Source organism: Paenibacillus qinlingensis (genome assembly GCF_031455095.1).
GTDB lineage: Bacteria > Bacillota > Bacilli > Paenibacillales > NBRC-103111 > Paenibacillus_E > Paenibacillus_E qinlingensis_A.
In genome coordinates this window covers 171573-192239 of sequence record NZ_JAVDSB010000012.1, presented here as the reverse complement: position 1 = coordinate 192239, position 20667 = coordinate 171573, and the positions used below count along the sequence as shown (strand labels likewise).

Genomic DNA, 20667 nt, shown 5'->3' with positions numbered 1-20667 from the left:
CCCCAGAGGGGATAAGCACGGAGGAGCCGAATGCGATGACCCGCACGTTCGGTTCTGTGAGAGGCCCATGCAACTATGCATGGGCCTACTCTATTTGCTATCAATCAATTAGATCTTGAAGTGTCATTATCATAGAGTCATTGGCCGGGAGCAAACAGTCTGGGTTTACATAAACTGGATTATAGTATGAATTTGTCGGATGACAAAAATGCTAGAAAAATAAAAAGGAGATGAATAAAAATGGTTGATGCAGAAATGCAAAAGGCGTTAGATACTGCTTTCGCAAATGGGAAACCTTGTTATGTTGTTATTCCCGATGATGGGGCCTACATCTTTGATGGAAAAAAGACAACAAAAGTAGCAACACCTGCTATTGTTACTCCAACGCCTCCTACGCCACCCACTACACCAACTGGTAAGGTATTTAATGTTGCCGATTATAGTACGATTAAACAGGCTCTGGATGCTGCAGCTGTCGCGGGTGGAACAGTTGTATTTCCCTCAAATGGACAGTTTACAATTGCCGTCGGAGCTCCATTGGCAGTTGCAGCTAATGTTAAATTGCAAGGGAATGGATCTACTATTAAGATGACTGGAACCGGACATGCAGCAGAAGTAATTGGGATCAGAGGAAGTAATGTTGAGATTGATAAATTAATTTTTGATGGAAATAATCTCAGCAAAGTAGGAGTTTCTCTATATGAGAATATATCCAATATAAAAGTGACTAACAGTACCATTAAAAACATTACCCAAGGGGGGAGTTATTCAACTGACCTCGTTGCAGGAGTAATGATAAAAACAGGGATCGTAGGAGTTTTGTTAGATAATAATGTGATAAATGGTGTTAGAGCGAAAAATGCGCCCGCTGTATCAAGAGGGGTAATGGTTTCGAGTTATAATGGTACAATTGCAAAGAATATTACAATTAGTAATAATACGATCTCGGATATATCACCAAAAGATGACGGTGATGGGATCTATTTCGATTCAAGCACTGTTCTATCTAACTCTGTAATAAGTGGGAATACATTTGAGCGGGTTGGAAAAAGAGGTATTAAAATTGCAACTCCAGGTATTACTGTTTCAAATAACCATGTCATAAATTCTTTCTTGAACAATAATCAATATGTGGCGAGTAATCCAGTACCAGGAATGGATATGTACGCAGGGATATCTATTTATGCTAACGATGTCATTGTAAGTGGAAACAACATAGATGGTGTGGGGAGCTTTTATGGTGGCATTGAAGTCTCCGCTGAACTTTTGGTTGATCGAATTAAAATATTAAATAATACCATCACAATGGGAGCAAGTTCAAATCAGAGTGGTACAAGCGGAATGCGAATTGGGGATGTGGCAAACTTTGAAATTTCAGGAAATAAAATAATAAGAGGAAGTAATGGGATCTGGACATGGCAAGGAGCAGTCAATGGCACAATTACAGGAAATGATATAAGTGAAGTTGATTATGGTATTCAATTTGGAACTTATGTGACGGGGAAACCATTCTCTAATGTTAAAGAGAGTAATAATAAAATTCAAGCGAGAAAAGCTGCAATTATAAATCGATAGAAAAGGACGGTGATTTTCACCGTCTTTTTTTCTGTTTGAATGTATGGAAAGTTAAGTAATACAGTGTTGTATAAAGCTAAAAGTAAATAGTTGACATGTTACATAATGTATCGTAAAGTAGACGAGTAAAAGATACGATTTGTTACATTGATGAATAAATGAATAAGAAGGGTGATATATGAAACGAAGAGCTATTTATTACTTTGTTGCTTCTTTAGGGCTCGCAAGTAGTTGTTGGATTTACTTGAGTTTCGAGCCCAACCATCACTTTCAAGGAAGTGAATTACCTGTATTATCTACACCTAATTATCAAGCGATATCATCATATCCCATAAATCAGTCCAATCAACCAGCCCAACTCAATGATGATACTAAGATCGTACAATCAGAACCAACAGCAGCAACTATAAAAGTAGATAAAGCAGAAAAGTACTCATCCTTTAATGTCCTTATTCTTGGAACGGATGCTATTGGGAACGAAGACTCTCGATCAGATGTAATTATTGTGGCACATGTGATGCCAAATGAAAAAAAAGTTGCCATCGTTTCAATTCCGCGAGATTCAAGAGTTGCAGTAGACAATGTAGGTTATACAAAAATTAATCATGCTCATATCGTTGGTGAACTACATGGGGGAAATAAGGAAGGTACCCAATTAGTACTACAAACTGTAAGTAGTTTCTTAAATATTCCAATTAATTATTACGTAAAAACTAATTTCAGAGGTTTTATAAACATGATTGATGAAATTGGTGGTATTGATATTGAGGTCATGGAGGACATCTATTTAGGTGAGTCATCACTGCTTCTTCATCAAGGCATGCAGCACATTGACGGGGCGACCACGCTTAGTTTAGTACGGGAGAGACATTCATTGCAAAACGGGGATTTTGGGAGACAGTTTAATCAGTCACAGGTTTTGAAAGAAATTGCTGTAAAACTACTTCAACCGAAGCAACTTCCGAAGTTGCCTAAATTACTTTCATTAGTTAAGAAAGATATCTCTGATACAAATTTTTCTGATGGGGATTTACTTAGTTTAGCTTGGTTATTAAATGGAGTTAAGGCATCAGATTTTAGTTATATTCAGATACCAGGACATTCGAGTTTGGAGATGGACCCCTTAGTTAAGAACAATGTGTGGTACTGGATTCCAGATATGGATGAAGTGAAAAAGATAACTCAGGATTATTTTCAAAGGGAATAATATAGGTTAATCTACCATAGGAATGATACAAAATGTATTTAAGATTTAAGATGGAAACGAACTAGAGTGAGGCAAAGTAGCGCTTGACACGATACATTTTGTATCGTATATTTAAAATATAAATGATACAAAACGTTTCATAAATATCGAATTCGAATCCATTTTGTATCATGAATTTCAAGTTTTAAATCTAGTAAACTATGAGACTAGTACCTTGAAAGGGTGTAACTAAAGATGGCTATTTTAATCACTGGTGGCAGTGGATTTATAGGGGCTCATACTAGTGTCGAGATGCTTAATGCTGGATATGATATCGTGTTGTTCGACAATTTTAGTAATAGTCAGCCAGAAGTTCTACGAAGAATCTATGAAGTAACGAATAAAAGTTTTCGATTCTATGAACTTGATATGCGTGATAAGCAATTATTGGAGAAAGTTTTTTCGGAGAATAGTATCGATGCTGTTATTCATTTGGCAGGTTTGAAAGCGGTTGGAGAGTCGATACATTTACCTCTTAAATACTATGATAATAACATTAATGGTACTGTAACACTCATTGAAATGATGAAGAAATATGAAGTAAAGAAATTGGTCTTTAGTTCTTCAGCAACCGTGTACGGCTTGCAGACACAGGTTCCAATTTCAGAAGACAATCTATTAGAAGCAACTAACCCTTATGGTCGATCCAAGTTAATGATTGAAGAAATCTTAAGGGATCTATACGTGTCAGATAAGGAATGGAGTATTATTCCACTGCGATACTTCAATCCAGTTGGTGCACATCAGAGTGGGCGATTAGGTGAGTATCCGAATGGTACGCCAAATAATTTAACCCCATTTATTACCCAAGTTGCTGCTGGTAAGTTAAGAGAAATGAATATTTATGGAAATAATTATCCAACACCTGATGGTACAGGTATTCGTGACTACCTTCACGTAACAGATTTGGCGCTGGGACATGTTAAGGCAATTGAGAAAGTAATGTCCGGTGCTACTGGGGTGAACGCCTACAACTTAGGTACTGGAAGGGGTTATAGTGTGCTAGAGATGATTCATACTTTTGAAAGAATAACTGGGAAAATCATCCCTTACTCAATTGTTGAGCGCAGACCTGGTGATGTTGCAGTTTGTTATGCGGATCCGACAAAGGCCAAAGTTGAGTTAGGTTGGGAAGCTCATAAAGGCATTGAAGAAATGTGTATAGATGCTTGGCGTTGGCAAGTGAATAATCCAAACGGCTATGAGAGTTCTTTTGAACTGGAAAGAAGTTGGGTATAAATCATTGGTTGGAGAACATATGAGAAAAATACAGGGTCAATTTGTCATCTCACTTGATTTTGAAATGTATTGGGGAATTCGGGATATCTATTCACTTCATCAGTATACCGAACAGATGTCAAGTGAAAGACAATTAATCCCAAAACTTCTTGCTTATCTAGAAGATTATGATATTCACGCTACCTGGGCGATTGTTGGACTTTTATTCTTCGATAATTTTGAAGAACTAGCAAATAACTTACCGCGCTTAGTACCTGATTACACCGTAGCTGACCTGTCTCCTTATCCTTATATAAAGAATGGGAATGTAGGCTTTAATGAATTGTTGGATCCTCATCATTATGCTCCTTCATTAATTAAGGCAATTAAAGAGACGCGAAATCAGTGGATCTCAACCCACACATTCTCGCACTATTATTGCTTGGAGCAGGGGCAATCTCTAGAGCATTTTGAAGCGGATTTGAAAGCTGCTGTACGGACTGCCAAGGAGAAAGGATTAGAACTGAAAAGCATCATCTTTCCCAGAAACCAAGTAAATGACAAATACATAAAAGTTTTGAAGAAGCATGGCATTCTTTCCTACCGCGGGAATCCAGCACACTGGGTTTATCGGAAAGGTTACTCCAGGTCTGACTCCATCGTGAAACGAATTTTTCGTTTGGTAGATTCCTATGTAAATCTTTCTGGACATAATTGCTACTCGTTAAAAGAACTACATAAACAAATTCCTATTAACTTGCCAGCGAGTCACTTCCTAAGACCCTACTCAAAAAAGACAAAAATGTTGGAATCACTTAGGTTAAACCGCGTGCTTTCTAGTATGACGTATGCCGCACAACACGGACTTGTGTATCATCTTTGGTGGCATCCCTACAATTTTTCAAATGATGAAGAAGCTAATATGGCAGCATTCCGAAAAATTATTGAGCATTTTAAGAAGCTTCAACATCAATATGGCATGGTGAGTACAAGTATGGAGGAATTGTGTGACACCGTACTTGGAAATTACCATAATCAAGATACTTTAACAAATAAGCAAAAGATAAGAGAGGTGAGGTAATGGGAGAGCAGATTTTTGCTGCGATTCGTAGACATTTTGTCGTATTTCCTATGATTTTAATATGCTTTGTGGCTGCAGGGTTCGGAATCAATATGCTACTTCAACCAGAGTACCAAGCGAAATCCACCTTGATTGCTAACTTTGGTAAAGCCAGTGATAATGTTTCGAACAAATATAATGAATTGCTTGCTAACCAGATGTTAACAACGACCTATCAAGAAGCAATTCAAAGTCTTTTTATTGCTAACATTGTAAAGCTTAAGCTTTCGAGCAGCTTGACTCCGAGTGAACTACTAAGGAAGATTCAAGTCAAGACGGATCCTGGTGCCTTAATTTTATCTATTTACGCAAATGCAAATGATGCAAATCAAGCGGTAGCTATCGCCAATGCGTTCGCAGAATCCTTCGTTAGCAACTCTACTCTTATTCTTAATCAAGCTAATGTGAATGTGCTCGACCTAGCTGTGTATGAAAATTCATCATCACCGGTTAAGCCGAAAAAAATGTTTAATTTGGCTGTATGTACTTTTGTAGGTTTTTTTGCAGCAACAAGCTTTAGCTTGTTATTAGATAAGAAGCGATTAAAAAAGGTGAAAAAAAAAGAGCGCATACCGAATTTCCGCTTAGAGGCGCAAGTTAAAAGGGAAGCTCCTACCCAATTGGAGGTATAGATATGATTCATTTTGCCATAATTGGTTGCGGTCATATAGCGAACAAACATATTGAAGCTATTGCTAAAATCAATGGAGCAAAGCTAATTGCTTTATGTGACACGAACACAATGAGGCTACAAGAGTTACAAGTGAGCTTGCAAGTAGCCTGTTTTATAGATATAGCAGAAATGTTAAGAAGCTTGCCTGAGATTGATGTGGTGTGCATTTGTACGCCAAGTGGATTACATGTCCATCATGCCATAATAGCAGCTCAAGCTGGTAAACATCTGATTATTGAAAAGCCGATGGCTTTAACACTGGAGGACGTAGATGCCATGGTAGATGCTGCTTCTCAGCACAATGTGAAGATAGCTGTCGTCCATCCGAATCGATTCCGTCCTGCCATACAGAGATTAAAATGGGCATTAGATAAGGGGATTTTCGGTAAAATTAGCCATGTCAATGTGACGTTACGTTGGAATCGAGGTCAAGCTTACTACGATCAATCCATTTGGCGTGGGACTCGAGAAATGGATGGTGGTGTTCTAATGAACCAAGCCATACATAGTCTTGATTTATTGCAATGGCTATTTGGTTCCGTTGATCAAGTGAAAGCGATGATGGATACACGTATCCGACGCATGGAGTCGGAGGATGTAGCGGTTGCAACGCTAAAATTTAAATGTGGAGTTCTTGGTGTCGTAGAAGCTACAACTACTATTTATGAAGCCAATTTAGAAGAATCGATAAGTGTGTTCGGTGAAATGGGCTATGCAATTATTGGTGGGCCGACTGCAAATTGGATTAAGCAATGGAATTGTTCACAGACTTCGCCAGAGGAAGTGAATGATTGGATTAAACAAGTCGAGGCAGATCCCATCGGTACATCAGGACATCAAGCAATCATTGCTGATATGGTAGAGGCAATTCATATAGATCGAGACCCTATCGTAACCGCTGCAGATGGGAGAAGTGCGGTGAAACTAGTACTAGATATCTGTGAAGATGGACTGGACCATTTTTCTACAAGGGGATTAGGAGGGGTCGTATGTTAATGGATACACAAAGTCTTATTACTAATCATAGTAAGTCACTGATAGACAAGTTTGAGAATAAAACGGCAGTCATTGGTGTAATTGGACTGGGGTATGTGGGTCTGCCTCTCGCAGTGGAAAAAGCAAAAGCAGGATATAAAGTAATTGGGTTCGATGTCCAAGAAACAAAAGTAGATATGGTGAATGCGGGTATTAACTATATTGGAGACGTTATTGACGAAGACTTGCGTGTGATTATCGAGGAAGGACGCTTAAGAGCTACAACGGATTTCGCATTTTTAAGTGAAGTCGACGCAGTAGCTATCTGCGTGCCAACACCACTCGATATTTATCAACAGCCAGATACGAGCTATGTGGTTAATTCAACGAGAGCAATTTCGCAATACCTACATCAAGGCATGTTAGTTGTTCTTGAAAGTACAACCTACCCAGGGACGACAGAGGAACTTGTCAAGCCGATATTGGAACAAACAGGATTACGCTGTGGTGTGGATTTTTTCTTGGCATATTCTCCTGAACGTGTGGATCCAGGTAATAAGTTTTTCAGTACGAAAAATACGCCAAAAGTAGTTGGCGGTGTAACCGAGGCGTGTTTGCAAACGGCTGTTGCACTGTATCAAGAAGTGCTTGAAGGTGATGTACATAAAGTCTCCAGTCCTTCCGTAGCTGAAATGGAGAAAATTTATGAGAACACTTTCCGTCATATTAATATCGCTCTAGCCAATGAAATGGCTATTCTATGTGACCGAATGGGCATAAATGTGTGGGAGGTTATTGACGCAGCCAAATCCAAACCATATGGATTTATGGCATTCTACCCAGGCCCAGGCCTTGGTGGTCACTGTATTCCCATTGATCCTTTCTATTTAACATGGAAAGCAAGAGAGTTTAATTATCATACACGACTTATTGAATTAGCAGGAGAAATTAATAATGCAATGCCTGAATTCGTTGTAAAGAAGATTGGTGAAATCCTAAATGAGCAGTGCAAATCAATTAATGGATCAACGGTACATTTGTTAGGTGTTGCTTACAAAAAGGATATTGATGATTATCGGGAATCACCTGTACTTCATATTATTGAGCAGTTAGAGGAGAGAGGAGCAAAAGTTATCATTAGTGATACATGCATTCGATCCTTCAAGCATCATAACCAACATTATGAATGTGTGACTGTCACGAGTGAGCGATTAAAAGATGCAGATATTACGGTTATTACAACAGACCATTCGCAATTTGATTACGAGCTTATCAGTAAAGCTGCATCGGTCGTATTTGATACGAGAAATGCTATGAAGCACTGTATAAAGCCAACACACTACTATTTATTATAGTGAGGAGATTGGAGAATGACTTACTTTAAGCATGAATCAGCCATTATAGATGAAGGTGCAAGCGTTGGTGACGGGACAAAGGTATGGCACTTCTCACACGTATCTAGCAATTCAATTATTGGCGAAAGCTGTAGTTTGGGACAGAATGTATTCGTGGCTAATAATGTGGAAATTGGAAAAGGTGTAAAAATTCAAAATAACGTTTCTATTTATGAAGGTGTTGTTTTGGAGGATTATGTATTCTGTGGACCAAGCATGGTATTTACGAATGTCAGAACGCCTAGATCAGCGTTCCCGCGAAATACAAGTAATGATTATCATATTACAACGGTAAAAAAAGGAGCATCAATTGGTGCTAACGCGACGGTTGTTTGTGGGGTAACCATTGGCGAATGGGCTTTTATTGCAGCTGGGGCGGTTGTTACAAAGGATGTACCCTCGTACTCGCTTCAAGCTGGTGTCCCTGCGAGAAGAATTGGTTGGGTCTGCGAATGCGGGCATTCTTTAACAACGCATGAAGATACAATTGTGTGTCCGGAGTGTCAAAGGAGTTACCAATTAATTGTAGACAAATTAATCAAAGTAACGGAGGAATAAACATGTTGTCAATGAAATCAGTCCCAATACTTGATTTAAGTTATGAGATTAATGAACTTAAGCCACAACTGATGCAGGTATTTGAAAATGTACTAGATGCCGGAACATTCATTATGGGACCTAACGTTAAAAAATTTGAGCAAGAGGTTGCAGACTACTTGGGGGTAAAATTTGCGATCACATTAAATTCAGGTACAGATGCAATCATCATAGGATTACTTGCGGCTGGAGTGGGTCCAGGTGATGAAGTTATAACAACGCCTTTCACTTTCTTTGCTACTGCAGAAGCAATTAGTCAAGTGGGGGCAACGCCAATCTTCGTGGATGTTGATGAATATACCTACAATATGGATTTGTTACAACTCGAAGCGGCTATCACCCCAAGAACAAAAGCAATTATTCCTGTTCATCTGTTCGGTCATACAGTCGATATGGGAGAGCTATTGAGAATTGCTAACAAATATCAGCTTCTTGTGATTGAAGATACCGCTCAAGCATTCGGTGCGGAATACCAAGATCGTAAAGTAGGGACGATTGGTGATATTGGGTGCTTTTCTTTCTTTCCTTCGAAGAATTTAGGTGCATATGGTGATGGTGGATTGTTAGCTACGAACAATGAAGAATTTGCAATGAAAGCAGCTATGCTTAGAGTCCACGGATCTAAGAAGAAATATTATAACGAAGTTATTGGTTATAACTCTAGATTAGATGAAATCCAAGCGGCAATTCTGCGTGTGAAACTACCGTATATAGATAAGTGGAATGACGGAAGAAAGCTTGCTGCGCGTACCTATAAGGAGTTACTAAGCGGCGTAGAAGGAATTGTTCTTCCGGTCGAAGAGAGTTACGCAAAGCATGTCTTTCATCAATATACCATTCGTGTTAAAGAGGGAAGACGTGACGAGATTCAAGCAAAATTGGATGAGCTGGGTGTAAGTACAATGATATATTACCCAGTACCTGTTCATAAGCTGCCCGTCTATCAATCAATGGAAATTCAGATGCCCAAGGCTGAGAAATTAGCTAGTGAGGTACTTTCATTGCCAATTTGGCCACAAATCGATCGGCAGATTCAGTCGTATGTAAGTTCTAAACTGATCGAGTTATTGTGAATAGGGAATTTATGAAACTGATTAAGGGGCTATCCTTGGATCAATTTATGCGCAAAGTGGTTATTTTAGCGAGGGGAACTGTACTCAGTCAAGTAATTATACTAGCGACGTTACCAATTCTAACACGACTTTACAGCCCTTCCGATTTCGGAATATTTTCAGTGTATATATCTATCATCTCAATTGTTCTAGTGATTGTTTCATTATCATATGAGATTGCTATTCCATTACCAGAAAATGATCGGATGGCATCTAGTATTGTAAAGCTCTCCTTATATTTATGTGTAATCATTAGTATTGTTGGGGGCTTAGGTTTTTATTTGCTCCACACACAATTCTCACGCTGGTTAGATGAGCCTGATATGCAACGTTACGCATTTTTGTTTACATTCAGTTTGTTTGGTGCAGGATGTCATCAAATCTTGAATTTATGGTCAATACGAAAAGAATACTTTAAGCAGCTTTCCCGTACTAAATATATGCAAAGTATTAGTCAAGTGTCTTCACAACTTCTATTAAGTTTTACAAGCTGGGGTCCACTAGGTCTTATTATTGGTGAGTTGCTTGGTCGCTTAACAGGTGTGACCTCGCAGTGGAGGCTCTGGCGTAATGATGTAAAGAAAAAAGCTATTCAAACCACTTGGTTGGATATGAAAGATAGCGCTCATCGTTATCGAAGATTTCCTATATTATCGAGCTGGTCAAATATCCTAAATAGTGTTGGGTTATATCTTCCCAATATAATTCTTGCAGCTTTATATGGACCATATATTGCGGGATTATACACAATGGGACAACGATTTCTTGGAGCCCCAATTACTCTGATTTCCCTTTCAATTAATCAAGTGTACATGTCTGAGTTTGCCATGTGTTTAAATCAAAATCCATCGAGAATTCATTCATTATTTAGGAGTACAGTCAAAAAATCACTAGTTTTTGGAATCATTATTATAGGTGGGGTTGTCATTTTTGCTCCAATGTTATTCCACTATTTATTTGGTGATACATGGGAAAAGTCAGGCCATTTTATGAGGATTTTATCCATTATGTACTTAAGTCAGTTTATTGCCACCTCAGTAGGAGCAACGCTTAGTGTTATGGAACGGCAGGATCTGCATCTATATAGAGAAATAACCCGAATTGTTATGATTCTTGGGGCATTATTTCTAGCAAGGTATACAAATCAAACTTCTGATATAGCCATTACATTCTTAAGTATTGCTTCCACATTAGGTTACAGCTTACATCTAAGCTTATCTTGGTTTGCAGTTAAGAAGATGAGGAAAATTAAAGGGAGTGAGTATGATGCAGGCTCAAGTTCAAGTTCAAACTCAAGAAGCTTTAGTTAATTGGGGGGAGTTTAATAGGCAAAAGTGGAAGTGCAAGGTTCTTCTCAAAAGATTTCAAGCTCCAAATTCAGATGCGTATTGTGATAGTATATTTTTCCTTAATCAGCAAGGAAAAATATATTTGCCTCCACTAAATTTTTACCATCCTGTTGAATTTACCCCCACACCTACAAACAAAAATTTCCGTATCATACGACAATGGAATGATGTAGCAGACGTTATGTTAAGAGAAATGATTAAGAATGGGTCTGATATTGATTTTGTTCTTCCACCGGAGATATCAGATATTCGTCCATGGATATGGGCAGGATTTCAGATTAGTGTCCAATATACTTACAAAATTAAGTTTCCCTATAAGCCTGAACAACTGGATAGTCTTATTCAAAGAAAGATCAATAAAGCTAATTCGGAAGGTTATGTCGTGATTAAGACAGATAATTTTGATGATGTCCATCAATGTTTAAAAGAAACGGAAACTAGAAAAGGATTTAATCATCAGTTAACTATTCAGGATATGAAATTGGCAAAGGATTTATTAGGTGAACAATCATTTCGCGCTTATGTTTGTTACAGCAAAGATGGAGCACCCGTTAGTGCGAGTATCATTCTTGTGTTGAATAAAAAGTGCGCGTTGGGGTGGGTTTTAGGTACTAAACACGCCTATTTATCACATGGCGTGACTCAGAAGCTAATCGATTTCTCTTTTAGGGATTTATCTTCTGACGGAATAGGAGGATTTGATTTTTGTGGAGCAAATATTCCATCTGTATCCGAAGCAAAGTCTCCGTGGGGGGGCGAGCTAGTCCCTTATTATCTAGTAAGAAAACAAGGAATTAAAGAGCTGTTCAGAACTGGTAGAGAATGGATAAACTTTCTGAAAAAGCATGGAGGATAATGAATTGCTGACAATACGATCACCGCTAATGTATATACCTGAAAGAGAATATATTCTGAAAGTTATTTTCCAGGAATTTTTAGGTATTCAATACAATATTTTATTTGAGGATACAGCTGAGTTTGAGATCACGTTAGAGGGTTGTAATAACAATGCAAAACTAGTGATAGCAGATATTTTTTTACAAACAGATGAACTGTTTTGGTTAACAAAAGCTACGCTGCCTAAGTCCCCTTTAGAATCATTGGAGCATCCCTTATACGGGCCACTTCCAATTATATTTGGGAAGAGGAACAGTAACGGCTCTTACTATGATAATTACCCACAATCTATATATTGTGGCATAGATATATTTGGAAGTGCTTTTTTTATGTTAACTCGTTATGAGGAGTATGTTATTACAGAGAGAGATCAACGTAATCGATTCTCTGCACGTAGCTCACTTGCTTTTAGAGAGAAATTTTTAAATCGTCCAATTATTAATGAATATGTAGAAATTTTGTGGGAATCAATAAGTGCTCTTTGGCCTCAAATTCAGAGGTTACCAAGAAAACAAAAGTTTATATTGAGTCACGACGTCGACTGGCCCTTTTACGTGGTTGGTAAAACAAATTCACAAATAATAAAGGAAGCAATGTCGGATGCTGTGAAGAGGCGTGATCTTCAATCTGCCTATATAAAAGCAAAGGCAATATGGTCTACAAGAAATGGAGACTTAACTAAGGATCCCTTTAATACATTTCGATGGATTATGGATCAGAGCGAAAAGGCAGGTATTCGTAGTGCATTTTATTTCATTACACAAGAGACTTTACGTGGATTAGACGGCAACTATTCTATGTATGATCGTGAAATTCAACATTTACTTTGTGAAATTAATGCTAGAGGGCATGAGATCGGATTACACCCAAGTTATAATACTTACTCTAGTCCACAGAGGTTAAAGCAGCAGTTTGAAATTTTGCTCGATGTTACCCAGGCAAATAGAATATTTCAGGATGAATGGGGAGGGAGACAGCATTATTTGCGATGGAGTGCATCCGAAACTTGGCAACATTGGGAGGATGCTGGATTAAGTTACGACAGTACACTAAGTTATGCGGATTTCCCTGGTTTCCGCTGCGGAGTATGTTATGAATACCCCGTGTTTAATTTGTTGACTAGAAGGTCATTGAAACTAAAAGAAAGACCTTTGATTGTAATGGAACAAACAGTTCTTCACATGCAGTATTTGGGATTGAAAGGACAGGAAGCACTAAAAGTAATAAGTAATTTTCATAATCAATGTAAGAGATTTAATGGCGATTTCACCTTGTTGTGGCATAACAGTCAATTAGTAAAATATGACGAGTTATCACTGTATCAGGAATGTGTGAGTTTATTAAAAACAAACTAGGAAAGAAGATGTAAAGATGAAATTAGCTTATTTGATCCATTGGAATGAAGGTCCTGAAAGCGGAGTTTTCAAGAAAATATGCTCACAAGTTAATGAGTGGAGAAAAATGGGCAATGAAATCAAGTTATTTATTTTTACAAACAGGAGTAACATTGATTGGAGTTTACACTGTGATCAAATTGAGGTTATTCTGCAGCAATACGACGGATGGCGGAGTCGATTGACCCGGTTTCGTACTTTAGTAACGCAAATTGAACAATGGAATCCTGATACTATCTATCATCGGTTTGATCTTTACTATCCACATTTGAATCGTCTATTGCGTAAATACCCGTCTGTTCTTGAGATTAACTCAAATGACCTAACGGAAATGAGATCATTGCTTGGTGTTAGATATTGGTACCATCTCTTGACGCGTACACGAGCTTTAAAAGTAAGTAAAGGGTTTGTTTTTGTAACTAAGGAACTTTCTGAGAAGAAGCATTATAGTCGATATGTAAAAAGTAAGATTATTATTGGGAATGGCATTGAGTTGGAAAAATACCCACCTTCAATAAATACCGAAAATAAATCGATTAGACTAGTCTTTATTGGATCTGCAGGTCAAACTTGGCACGGAATAGATAAAATTATACTATTGGCAAAACGTCAACCAAATTGGCAATTCGATATGATTGGTACAGATGTTATTAAGCAAGAAATTCCAAGTAATATGATTTTTCATGGAAAATTAACAAGAGACCAGTATCAGCCAATCATACAACAAGCAGATATTGCGATCGGAACACTAGCTTTACATCGAAAGAATATGAAAGAAGCTTCACCATTGAAAGTGAGGGAATACCTGGCCTACGGAATACCAGTCATTGTTGGTTACCATGATACAGATTTTCAAGATAATCCCCCATTCATATTAGAGTTGCCGAATGAGGCTAATAACATCGTGCCCTACTTAGATAAAATAACAGAATTCTCAACATACTGGGCAGGTAAGAGGGTATCAAGAGAATGGGTCCAACATTTAGATACGAAGCAAAAAGAAGCAATCCGTATTTCTTATATGACAAGTATTGTAGAGAATAGGTGAGAAATATTGAGTATTCAATTGATAATGATTGGGTGTCTCTGTGGATGCATAATGGTTTTCTTCTTGCAATGTGTAATGCAGTTAGGGCTAAAACTGGATGCTGGCTGGATCTTTGGCTTTAGTTTTTTCTTTGATTTAATAGGTTTTCTTTATAAAAAGTATATGCATGGCAGCTCATTGTTTCTTCTACTCGCCGTTCCAATGATACTTGTTGGAGTAACTTTTCTACATAAAAGAAGACTAAGTGAAGGTTTATTCACCAGCCAGGGATTACTATTATGGTTCATATTTCTTAGTTATAGCATCATATCGTTAAGTTGGGCTTTTAACGATCAGTTGGGCTTTTCCAAACTGCAAATTCTTCTCATTCATGGCATTATACCAGGTATTTATATCTTTATTGTATACAAGAAATATAAAAAGTTCTCATGGACTTCGGTCGTTTTGTTTGGATTAGCCTATTCGATAATGCATCACTTATACGCATTGTATACCCCATTGTATCCAGGAAGATTAACTCTTCCAGGAGGGAATCCAATTTTTGATGCACGTATTCTTTTCGGTGCTGTGACCATTGCTATATGGGGAAAACGTATCCCACTCATTCTGCGAATATCGACTATTTGTTTTGGGTTAGTTTCAGGAATCGCAACGCAATCTAGAGGGCCTTTATTGGCACTGCTAGTTGCAAATTTGCTGGTACTTATCTATGTACTCTACAAAAAGTATAAGAATAACCAATTACGGATTAGCAATTCTTTCAAAATAGGAGCAATGCTGCTGATCATTGTTGTCGGGTTCGTTACTATGCATTTTAGAGACCAAGTACAGGATGCAATTGGAGGAAGTCGTTTCACTGTATTGGTTAACCAGAATCAATTAGCCGGAGATGCTAACTTTCTAGGTAGAAAATATTTGCAGGCGAATGCATTAAATAAATTTATGGATAATCCCTTCTTCGGTACTGGTTTAGGCGGTGATTCATTAATGGGTAGATTTTACTATCCACACAACATTGTTCTAGAAATTGCCAGCGAACTTGGACTTGTTGGTATTACCCTATGGGGGATGGCTATCATCTATTCTTGCTATATAGCGAGGTTTAGTGGTGTGTTGTTAGCTTTATTATTTCAAGGTGTGATATCTGCACTTTTTAGTGGTGATTTTGGCTATAACTACGAATACCTGTTGGTTGCGATAACTGCATTGGCCTTAGCGCCAAAAGTGAAAGAAAAGGATGTTGATAGGCATGGACAAAATCATCTTTATTTTAACAGGTTTAGATTACGCAGGGGCCGAAGCTCAAGTAATCCAATTGGCAATAGGACTACAACTTAGGGGTTGGCTCGTCCAAGTCATATCCATGATTAAACCCACTGCTTATGTCGAGGAGTTGGACGAACTCGGTATTGAACTCTTCACATTGAATATGAAGAAGGGAATCCCAGACCCACGCGCTATAAACAAACTCAAACAAATTATCCAAAAATTTAATCCTGATATTGTGCATAGCCACATGATTCATGCCAACATTCTGGCTAGGGTTACTCGGGTATTTGTCAAAATACCGGTTCTAGTTTCAACTGCTCATAGTAATAATGAAGGTGGGAAAACAAGGATGCTGCTATACAGAGCTACGGATTCCCTTTGTGAAATAACGACTAACGTCAGCCAAGATGCTGTACAGAGCTATATTCAGAAAAAGGCTTGCCCCGCGAACAAAATTATGTTCGTGCCGAATGGTATTAATTTAAAACAATTCAATAAAAACGAACAAGACTATACAGACATTCGAAGTGAATTAGGTCTGAAGGATGAATTTGTCTGGCTGGCTGTGGGTCGACTTGTTGAGGTTAAGGACTACCATACGTTGGTCACAGCATTCTCAGAAATTGTGAAGCGTAATTCACATTGCAGGCTAATAATCGTTGGCGAAGGCATTTTACGAGCTACTTTAGAAGCCTATGTTCGCTCCCTACACATGGAAAATCACATTAAGTTTCTTGGAATTCGTAAAGACATTCCCCGCTTGATGAATGCCTCAGATGCTTTTGTTATTTCTTCAATATGGGAAGGTATGCCGATGGTGTTGTTGGAGGCATCAGCAAGTGAACTCCCTATGGTGGCTACGGATGTTGGCGGCAACGGAGAGGTTGTGGAAGAAGAGGTATCTGGTTATCTTGCCCGCCCAATAGACGCGCCGGATCTCTCACAAAAGATGCAAAAGATGATGTCATTAACGAAAGAAGAACGGACCGTGATGGGAAAAAAGGGGCGGGAGTTCGTATTAGCTAAGTATGACATTAATGCGATTATCTTGCGCTGGGAATCAATTTACAGTGATCTATTTAAGACAAAAGCACAAGATCGGGAAGTGGAGAGGGTAAATTAGATGACAAATGCCAAAGTTGCTTATGTTGCTACCGTATACTCCCATCTTGCTGTCTTTCACATTCCTTTTATTCAAAGGCTGAAGTCACAAGGCCATCAAGTCCATGCTTACGGCGGCCGAGACCACTGCAAAGAAGATTTGCAACAAGCATCAATTGAATGCCGCGATATTACATTTAGCCGTAATCCGCTTGCCCTACAGAATATTATGGCGCTTATTTCACTCACAAAATGGTTTAAGCAAGAGCAATACGATCTTATCCATGTACATACACCGAATGCTAGCGTAATCTGCCGTATTGCAGCGAAACTGGCAGGATGCAAAAATGTCATCTATACAGCTCATGGTTTTCATTTTTTTAAAGGAGCTTCATGGATAAACTGGCTCGTTTATTTTCCTGTAGAGTGGTTGATGTCTTTCTGGACGGATGTAATCATTACAATTAATCAAGAAGATTATGAACGTGCAAGAAAATTTCCAGTTCGAAAAAAGGCAGTTTATATCCCAGGAGTTGGTGTGGACATTCAAACCTACCAGAATGCCAATGAACGAGTGGTAGACGATCTTAGGGATGAGATAGGGATCAAGAAAAATGAATTCATTATCTTATGTATTGCCGAAATGAATCACAATAAAAATCAGGAGCAACTCATATACAGCGTGTATGAATTGAACAAGCAAGGCGTTCCCGCTATTTGTCTACTTGTAGGAACAGGTGCCAAAGAAGCTTATCTCCAATCGCTCGTAAAACGTCTTCATTTGGAGCATAGTGTCCGGTTTCTTGGGTTTAGGAAGGATATTCCTGCAATCATGAAAATGGCAGACACAGTTGCATTATTGTCTCGACGCGAAGGACTTCCAAAAGTGTTATTAGAAGCTTCAGCCGCGGGTAAACCCATGGTTGTTACAGATGTCCGTGGAAGCAGAGAGCTTGTGTCATCTCAAATAAATGGATTTGTTGTACCTGTTGGAGGAGATAGGGAGACCATTCAAGCCTTTAAACTACTCTATGCAAATAAAGAACTGCGCATGGAAATGGGCTTTAATAGTTATGTTCAGGCTAGTCAGTATGATCTGAAAGAAATCATGGTACTACTGGATGAAGTATACTCGACGTCGAATAAGCTGCAGGCAACTGCTTCATCATCTGAAATCAATGGAGAGGGAATGGTAATATGAATAGCTTGAATCGGCCGAGGGGTTCGAAATGGGTAATTGGATTGCTAGACTTCATTGTAATTGCCATTAGCTATGTTTTTGCATATGGTTTAAGTTTTCAAATGTACGCTTCAATCATTGAGTTTTACTCCTTTCTGAACCATATACTCTGGATTAGCGTCATGTGCATTCTGACTTATCAGTTTTTCAACCTCTATACATACTCGGGCCGTATATCCTATTCTAAGTATTACTATAATCTTGTTATTGCGCATGTGATGATTGCTTTTGAATGGATGCTACTGAAATTTGGATTTCAAGAGTTGAATATCCCTTTAAGCACAGTACTCATAGCACTTATCCTGCAACTGAGTTTTATGATTGGAGTGAGAAGCATACTGTTCCGTTTGGTGTCTCAGGACCTCATTAAGAAAAAAGCACTTATTATCGTGAAAAATTCAAAATTAAGTAATGGAATTATTCAAAAAGTTCTAACCAAAGGTGAAAAATGGTTTGATGTACGAGGTGTTATACAGACTGAAACGGAATTGCTTAAGGTTACTACAGAAGCCTTTCAGGATATTGAGTTGTTTATTATTAGCCCTGAAGTTGATACAGGACTAAAAGTAGATTTATTATGTTTGGCAGGTAAAGAAGGAAAAGAAGTGTTGTTAATCCCTGAGTACAATGATCTTCTCATGATGGCTGCGGAGCCCCAGCAGATCGATGATATGCTTGTGTACTCTATCCCTTCTCCCCATTTAAGTAAATTACAAAAAACGATGAAACGGGTTCTGGATTTGGTCATTTCCGCCATTCTCCTCATTTGTACCTCTCCAATTTTTCTATTAATGACAATTATCATACCGTTATCGTCGCATGGTAAAGCATTCTTCTCACAAGAGCGGATTGGAGAAGGTGAGAAGCCATTTAAAATGTTGAAATTTCGAAGCATGGTGGATAATGCTGAGAAACACACCGGCCCTGTACTTGCAACAGAAAGAGATGCAAGAATTACGAAGCTTGGAGCATTTATTAGAGCAACAAGAATTGATGAATTGCCACAATTAATCAATGTAATTAGAGGTGAAATGAGTGTAGTCGGTCCAAGACCTGAACGGGCTTTTTTTACACAAGCATTCTCAGAAGAACTACCGCATTATACTTACCGTTTTATGGTGAAACCTGGTATTACAGGGATGGCTCAAGTGATGGGTAACTACAGTACGCTACCATCAGATAAATTAAGATATGATCTCCTGTATATTAAGGATTATTCACTTTTGTTAGATCTAAAGATATTATTTCAGACGATCCTTGTTGTTCTTCATCGCGAACAGTCTAAGGGAATTGCAATAGAGGAAACAAAAGCTAAAGGAAAAATCGCACGTTATATTAATTCTAACGCTAACGTATTTATTTCAAAGGAGTAGCTAGTTATGAGAAAAATTATAACTGTCGTGGGAGCTAGACCGCAATTCATTAAGGTTGCACCTGTTTCTAGAATTTTAAGGAAAACGTATCAAGAAATATTGGTGAATACTGGCCAACATTATGATTTTAACATGTCAGGAGTATTTTTTGATGAACTGCAAATTCCCCGACCAGATTATAATTTAGAAGTTGGCTCACATTCACATGGTAAACAAACTGGGATTATGTTGGGTTTAATAGAAGAGATATTACTAAAAGAAAAACCAGATGGCGTCATAGTGTATGGAGATACTAATTCGACTTTAGCAGGAGCATTAGCAGCAAGTAAATTGCATATTCCTATTTTTCATGTCGAAGCAGGTCTTAGAAGTTATAACAAACAAATGCCTGAAGAGATTAACCGAATCATGACCGATCATTTATCGAGTTTGTTATTTGCACCTACTGAAAGAGCTGTACATAATCTTGCTTTAGAAAATATAGTTGATTCTGTGCGTTTGAGCGGTGATGTGATGTACGATGCAGTTCGCTACAATTATATGATTGCACGAGATAGGTTTGAAATAAGTAAGTTTGGTCAAAGTAAAGGGTCCTATTATTTATGTACAATTCATAGAGCCGAGAATACCGATCAACCAGCAAGATTAAAAGCAATAGTTGATTCATTGATGAGCCTGAATATGTCTGTTATCTTACCTCTTCATCCTAGAACACATAAGATTCTCAAGGATTTAGAACTGTTGGAAAAAATTATAAGACACAAGAAGATTCAACTGATCGAGCCAGTATCTTATTTGGAAATGTTAATGCTTGAGATGGAGTCGAAAGGTATAATTACAGATTCCGGTGGTGTGCAGAAAGAAGCATATTTCGCTAAAGTCCCTTGTTTCACTCTAAGAGAAGAAACAGAATGGGTAGAGACTGTGAATACAGGTTGGAATACGTTAGTCAACCCATTCGACATGGATTTAAGCACTACGATATGCCAAAAAAAAATGTCGAATTATATTGATGATTTATACGGAGATGGAAATGCATCTCAGAAAATAGTAGATGGAATAAAGAGTTTTTATATATAAAACAAA

At 38.1% G+C, this 20667-nt stretch carries 18 protein-coding genes; all 18 read left to right on the top strand.

All coding sequences use genetic code 11. The features are described 5' to 3' along the window. The first annotated feature begins 240 nt into the window (after window positions 1-240). The 18 genes from J2736_RS25135 to wecB all read left to right on the top strand — a co-directional run bounded on the left by J2736_RS25135 (window position 241) and on the right by wecB (window position 20661). Entirely contained in the window at window positions 241-1575 is a 1335-nt protein-coding gene (locus tag J2736_RS25135) for a right-handed parallel beta-helix repeat-containing protein (RefSeq protein ID WP_310501327.1), read from the top strand. A gap of 178 nt (window positions 1576-1753) precedes the next feature. After that, window positions 1754-2782, top strand: coding sequence for an LCP family protein (locus J2736_RS25130; protein WP_310501326.1), 1029 nt, complete (start codon window positions 1754-1756; stop codon window positions 2780-2782). Between the two features lie 234 nt (window positions 2783-3016). Further along, the gene (gene galE, locus J2736_RS25125) at window positions 3017-4060 is read left to right on the top strand and encodes a UDP-glucose 4-epimerase GalE (RefSeq protein ID WP_310501325.1); all 1044 of its coding nucleotides are present in this window, start codon (window positions 3017-3019) and stop codon (window positions 4058-4060) included. 19 nt (window positions 4061-4079) lie between these two features. After that, window positions 4080-5120: a polysaccharide deacetylase family protein gene (locus tag J2736_RS25120; protein ID WP_310501324.1), complete on the top strand. Its 1041-nt coding sequence runs from the start codon at window positions 4080-4082 to the stop codon at window positions 5118-5120. Continuing rightward, window positions 5120-5791, top strand: coding sequence for a YveK family protein (locus tag J2736_RS25115; RefSeq protein WP_310501323.1), 672 nt, complete (start codon window positions 5120-5122; stop codon window positions 5789-5791). The genes J2736_RS25120 and J2736_RS25115 overlap by 1 nt, the downstream gene beginning before the upstream one ends. 2 nt (window positions 5792-5793) lie before the next feature. Next, on the top strand, window positions 5794-6828 hold the full coding sequence (locus J2736_RS25110; protein ID WP_310501322.1) for a Gfo/Idh/MocA family protein: 1035 nt from the start codon (window positions 5794-5796) through the stop codon (window positions 6826-6828). Beyond that, window positions 6822-8162 (top strand): nucleotide sugar dehydrogenase, encoded by a 1341-nt coding sequence (locus tag J2736_RS25105; protein ID WP_310501321.1) that lies wholly within the window; start codon window positions 6822-6824, stop codon window positions 8160-8162. The genes J2736_RS25110 and J2736_RS25105 overlap by 7 nt, the downstream gene beginning before the upstream one ends. Before the next feature lie 15 nt (window positions 8163-8177). Beyond that, window positions 8178-8759 (top strand): acyltransferase, encoded by a 582-nt coding sequence (locus tag J2736_RS25100; protein ID WP_310501320.1) that lies wholly within the window; start codon window positions 8178-8180, stop codon window positions 8757-8759. An 11-nt stretch (window positions 8760-8770) separates the two neighbouring features. Beyond that, window positions 8771-9871, top strand: coding sequence for a DegT/DnrJ/EryC1/StrS family aminotransferase (locus J2736_RS25095; RefSeq protein WP_310501341.1), 1101 nt, complete (start codon window positions 8771-8773; stop codon window positions 9869-9871). A gap of 11 nt (window positions 9872-9882) precedes the next feature. After that, window positions 9883-11220, top strand: a complete 1338-nt coding sequence (locus J2736_RS25090) for a lipopolysaccharide biosynthesis protein (RefSeq protein WP_310501319.1) — start codon at window positions 9883-9885, stop codon at window positions 11218-11220. Then, window positions 11168-12115, top strand: coding sequence for a hypothetical protein (locus tag J2736_RS25085; protein WP_397341540.1), 948 nt, complete (start codon window positions 11168-11170; stop codon window positions 12113-12115). The genes J2736_RS25090 and J2736_RS25085 overlap by 53 nt, the downstream gene beginning before the upstream one ends. A 4-nt stretch (window positions 12116-12119) precedes the next feature. After that, a complete protein-coding gene (locus tag J2736_RS25080; RefSeq protein WP_310501318.1) occupies window positions 12120-13511 on the top strand; it encodes a polysaccharide deacetylase family protein in 1392 nt (463 codons plus the stop codon). Window positions 13512-13527: 16 nt separating this feature from the next. Next, a complete protein-coding gene (locus J2736_RS25075) occupies window positions 13528-14598 on the top strand; it encodes a glycosyltransferase family protein (protein WP_310501317.1) in 1071 nt (356 codons plus the stop codon). Between the two features lie 75 nt (window positions 14599-14673). Continuing rightward, window positions 14674-15936 (top strand): O-antigen ligase family protein, encoded by a 1263-nt coding sequence (locus J2736_RS25070; protein WP_310501316.1) that lies wholly within the window; start codon window positions 14674-14676, stop codon window positions 15934-15936. Continuing rightward, a complete protein-coding gene (locus tag J2736_RS25065; RefSeq protein WP_310501315.1) occupies window positions 15848-16990 on the top strand; it encodes a glycosyltransferase in 1143 nt (380 codons plus the stop codon). The genes J2736_RS25070 and J2736_RS25065 overlap by 89 nt, the downstream gene beginning before the upstream one ends. Beyond that, window positions 16991-18169 carry a glycosyltransferase family 4 protein gene (locus tag J2736_RS25060; RefSeq protein WP_310501314.1) on the top strand — a complete coding sequence of 393 codons (1179 nt, stop codon included), beginning with the start codon at window positions 16991-16993 and terminating at the stop codon, window positions 18167-18169. It begins immediately after the preceding gene. Then, complete coding sequence (locus J2736_RS25055) at window positions 18166-19581, top strand: sugar transferase (protein WP_310501313.1); 1416 nt, start codon at window positions 18166-18168, stop codon at window positions 19579-19581. Before J2736_RS25060 ends, J2736_RS25055 begins: the two co-directional genes overlap by 4 nt. A 6-nt stretch (window positions 19582-19587) precedes the next feature. Beyond that, window positions 19588-20661, top strand: a complete 1074-nt coding sequence (gene wecB, locus J2736_RS25050; protein WP_310501312.1) for a non-hydrolyzing UDP-N-acetylglucosamine 2-epimerase — start codon at window positions 19588-19590, stop codon at window positions 20659-20661. Window positions 20662-20667 lie beyond the last annotated feature (6 nt).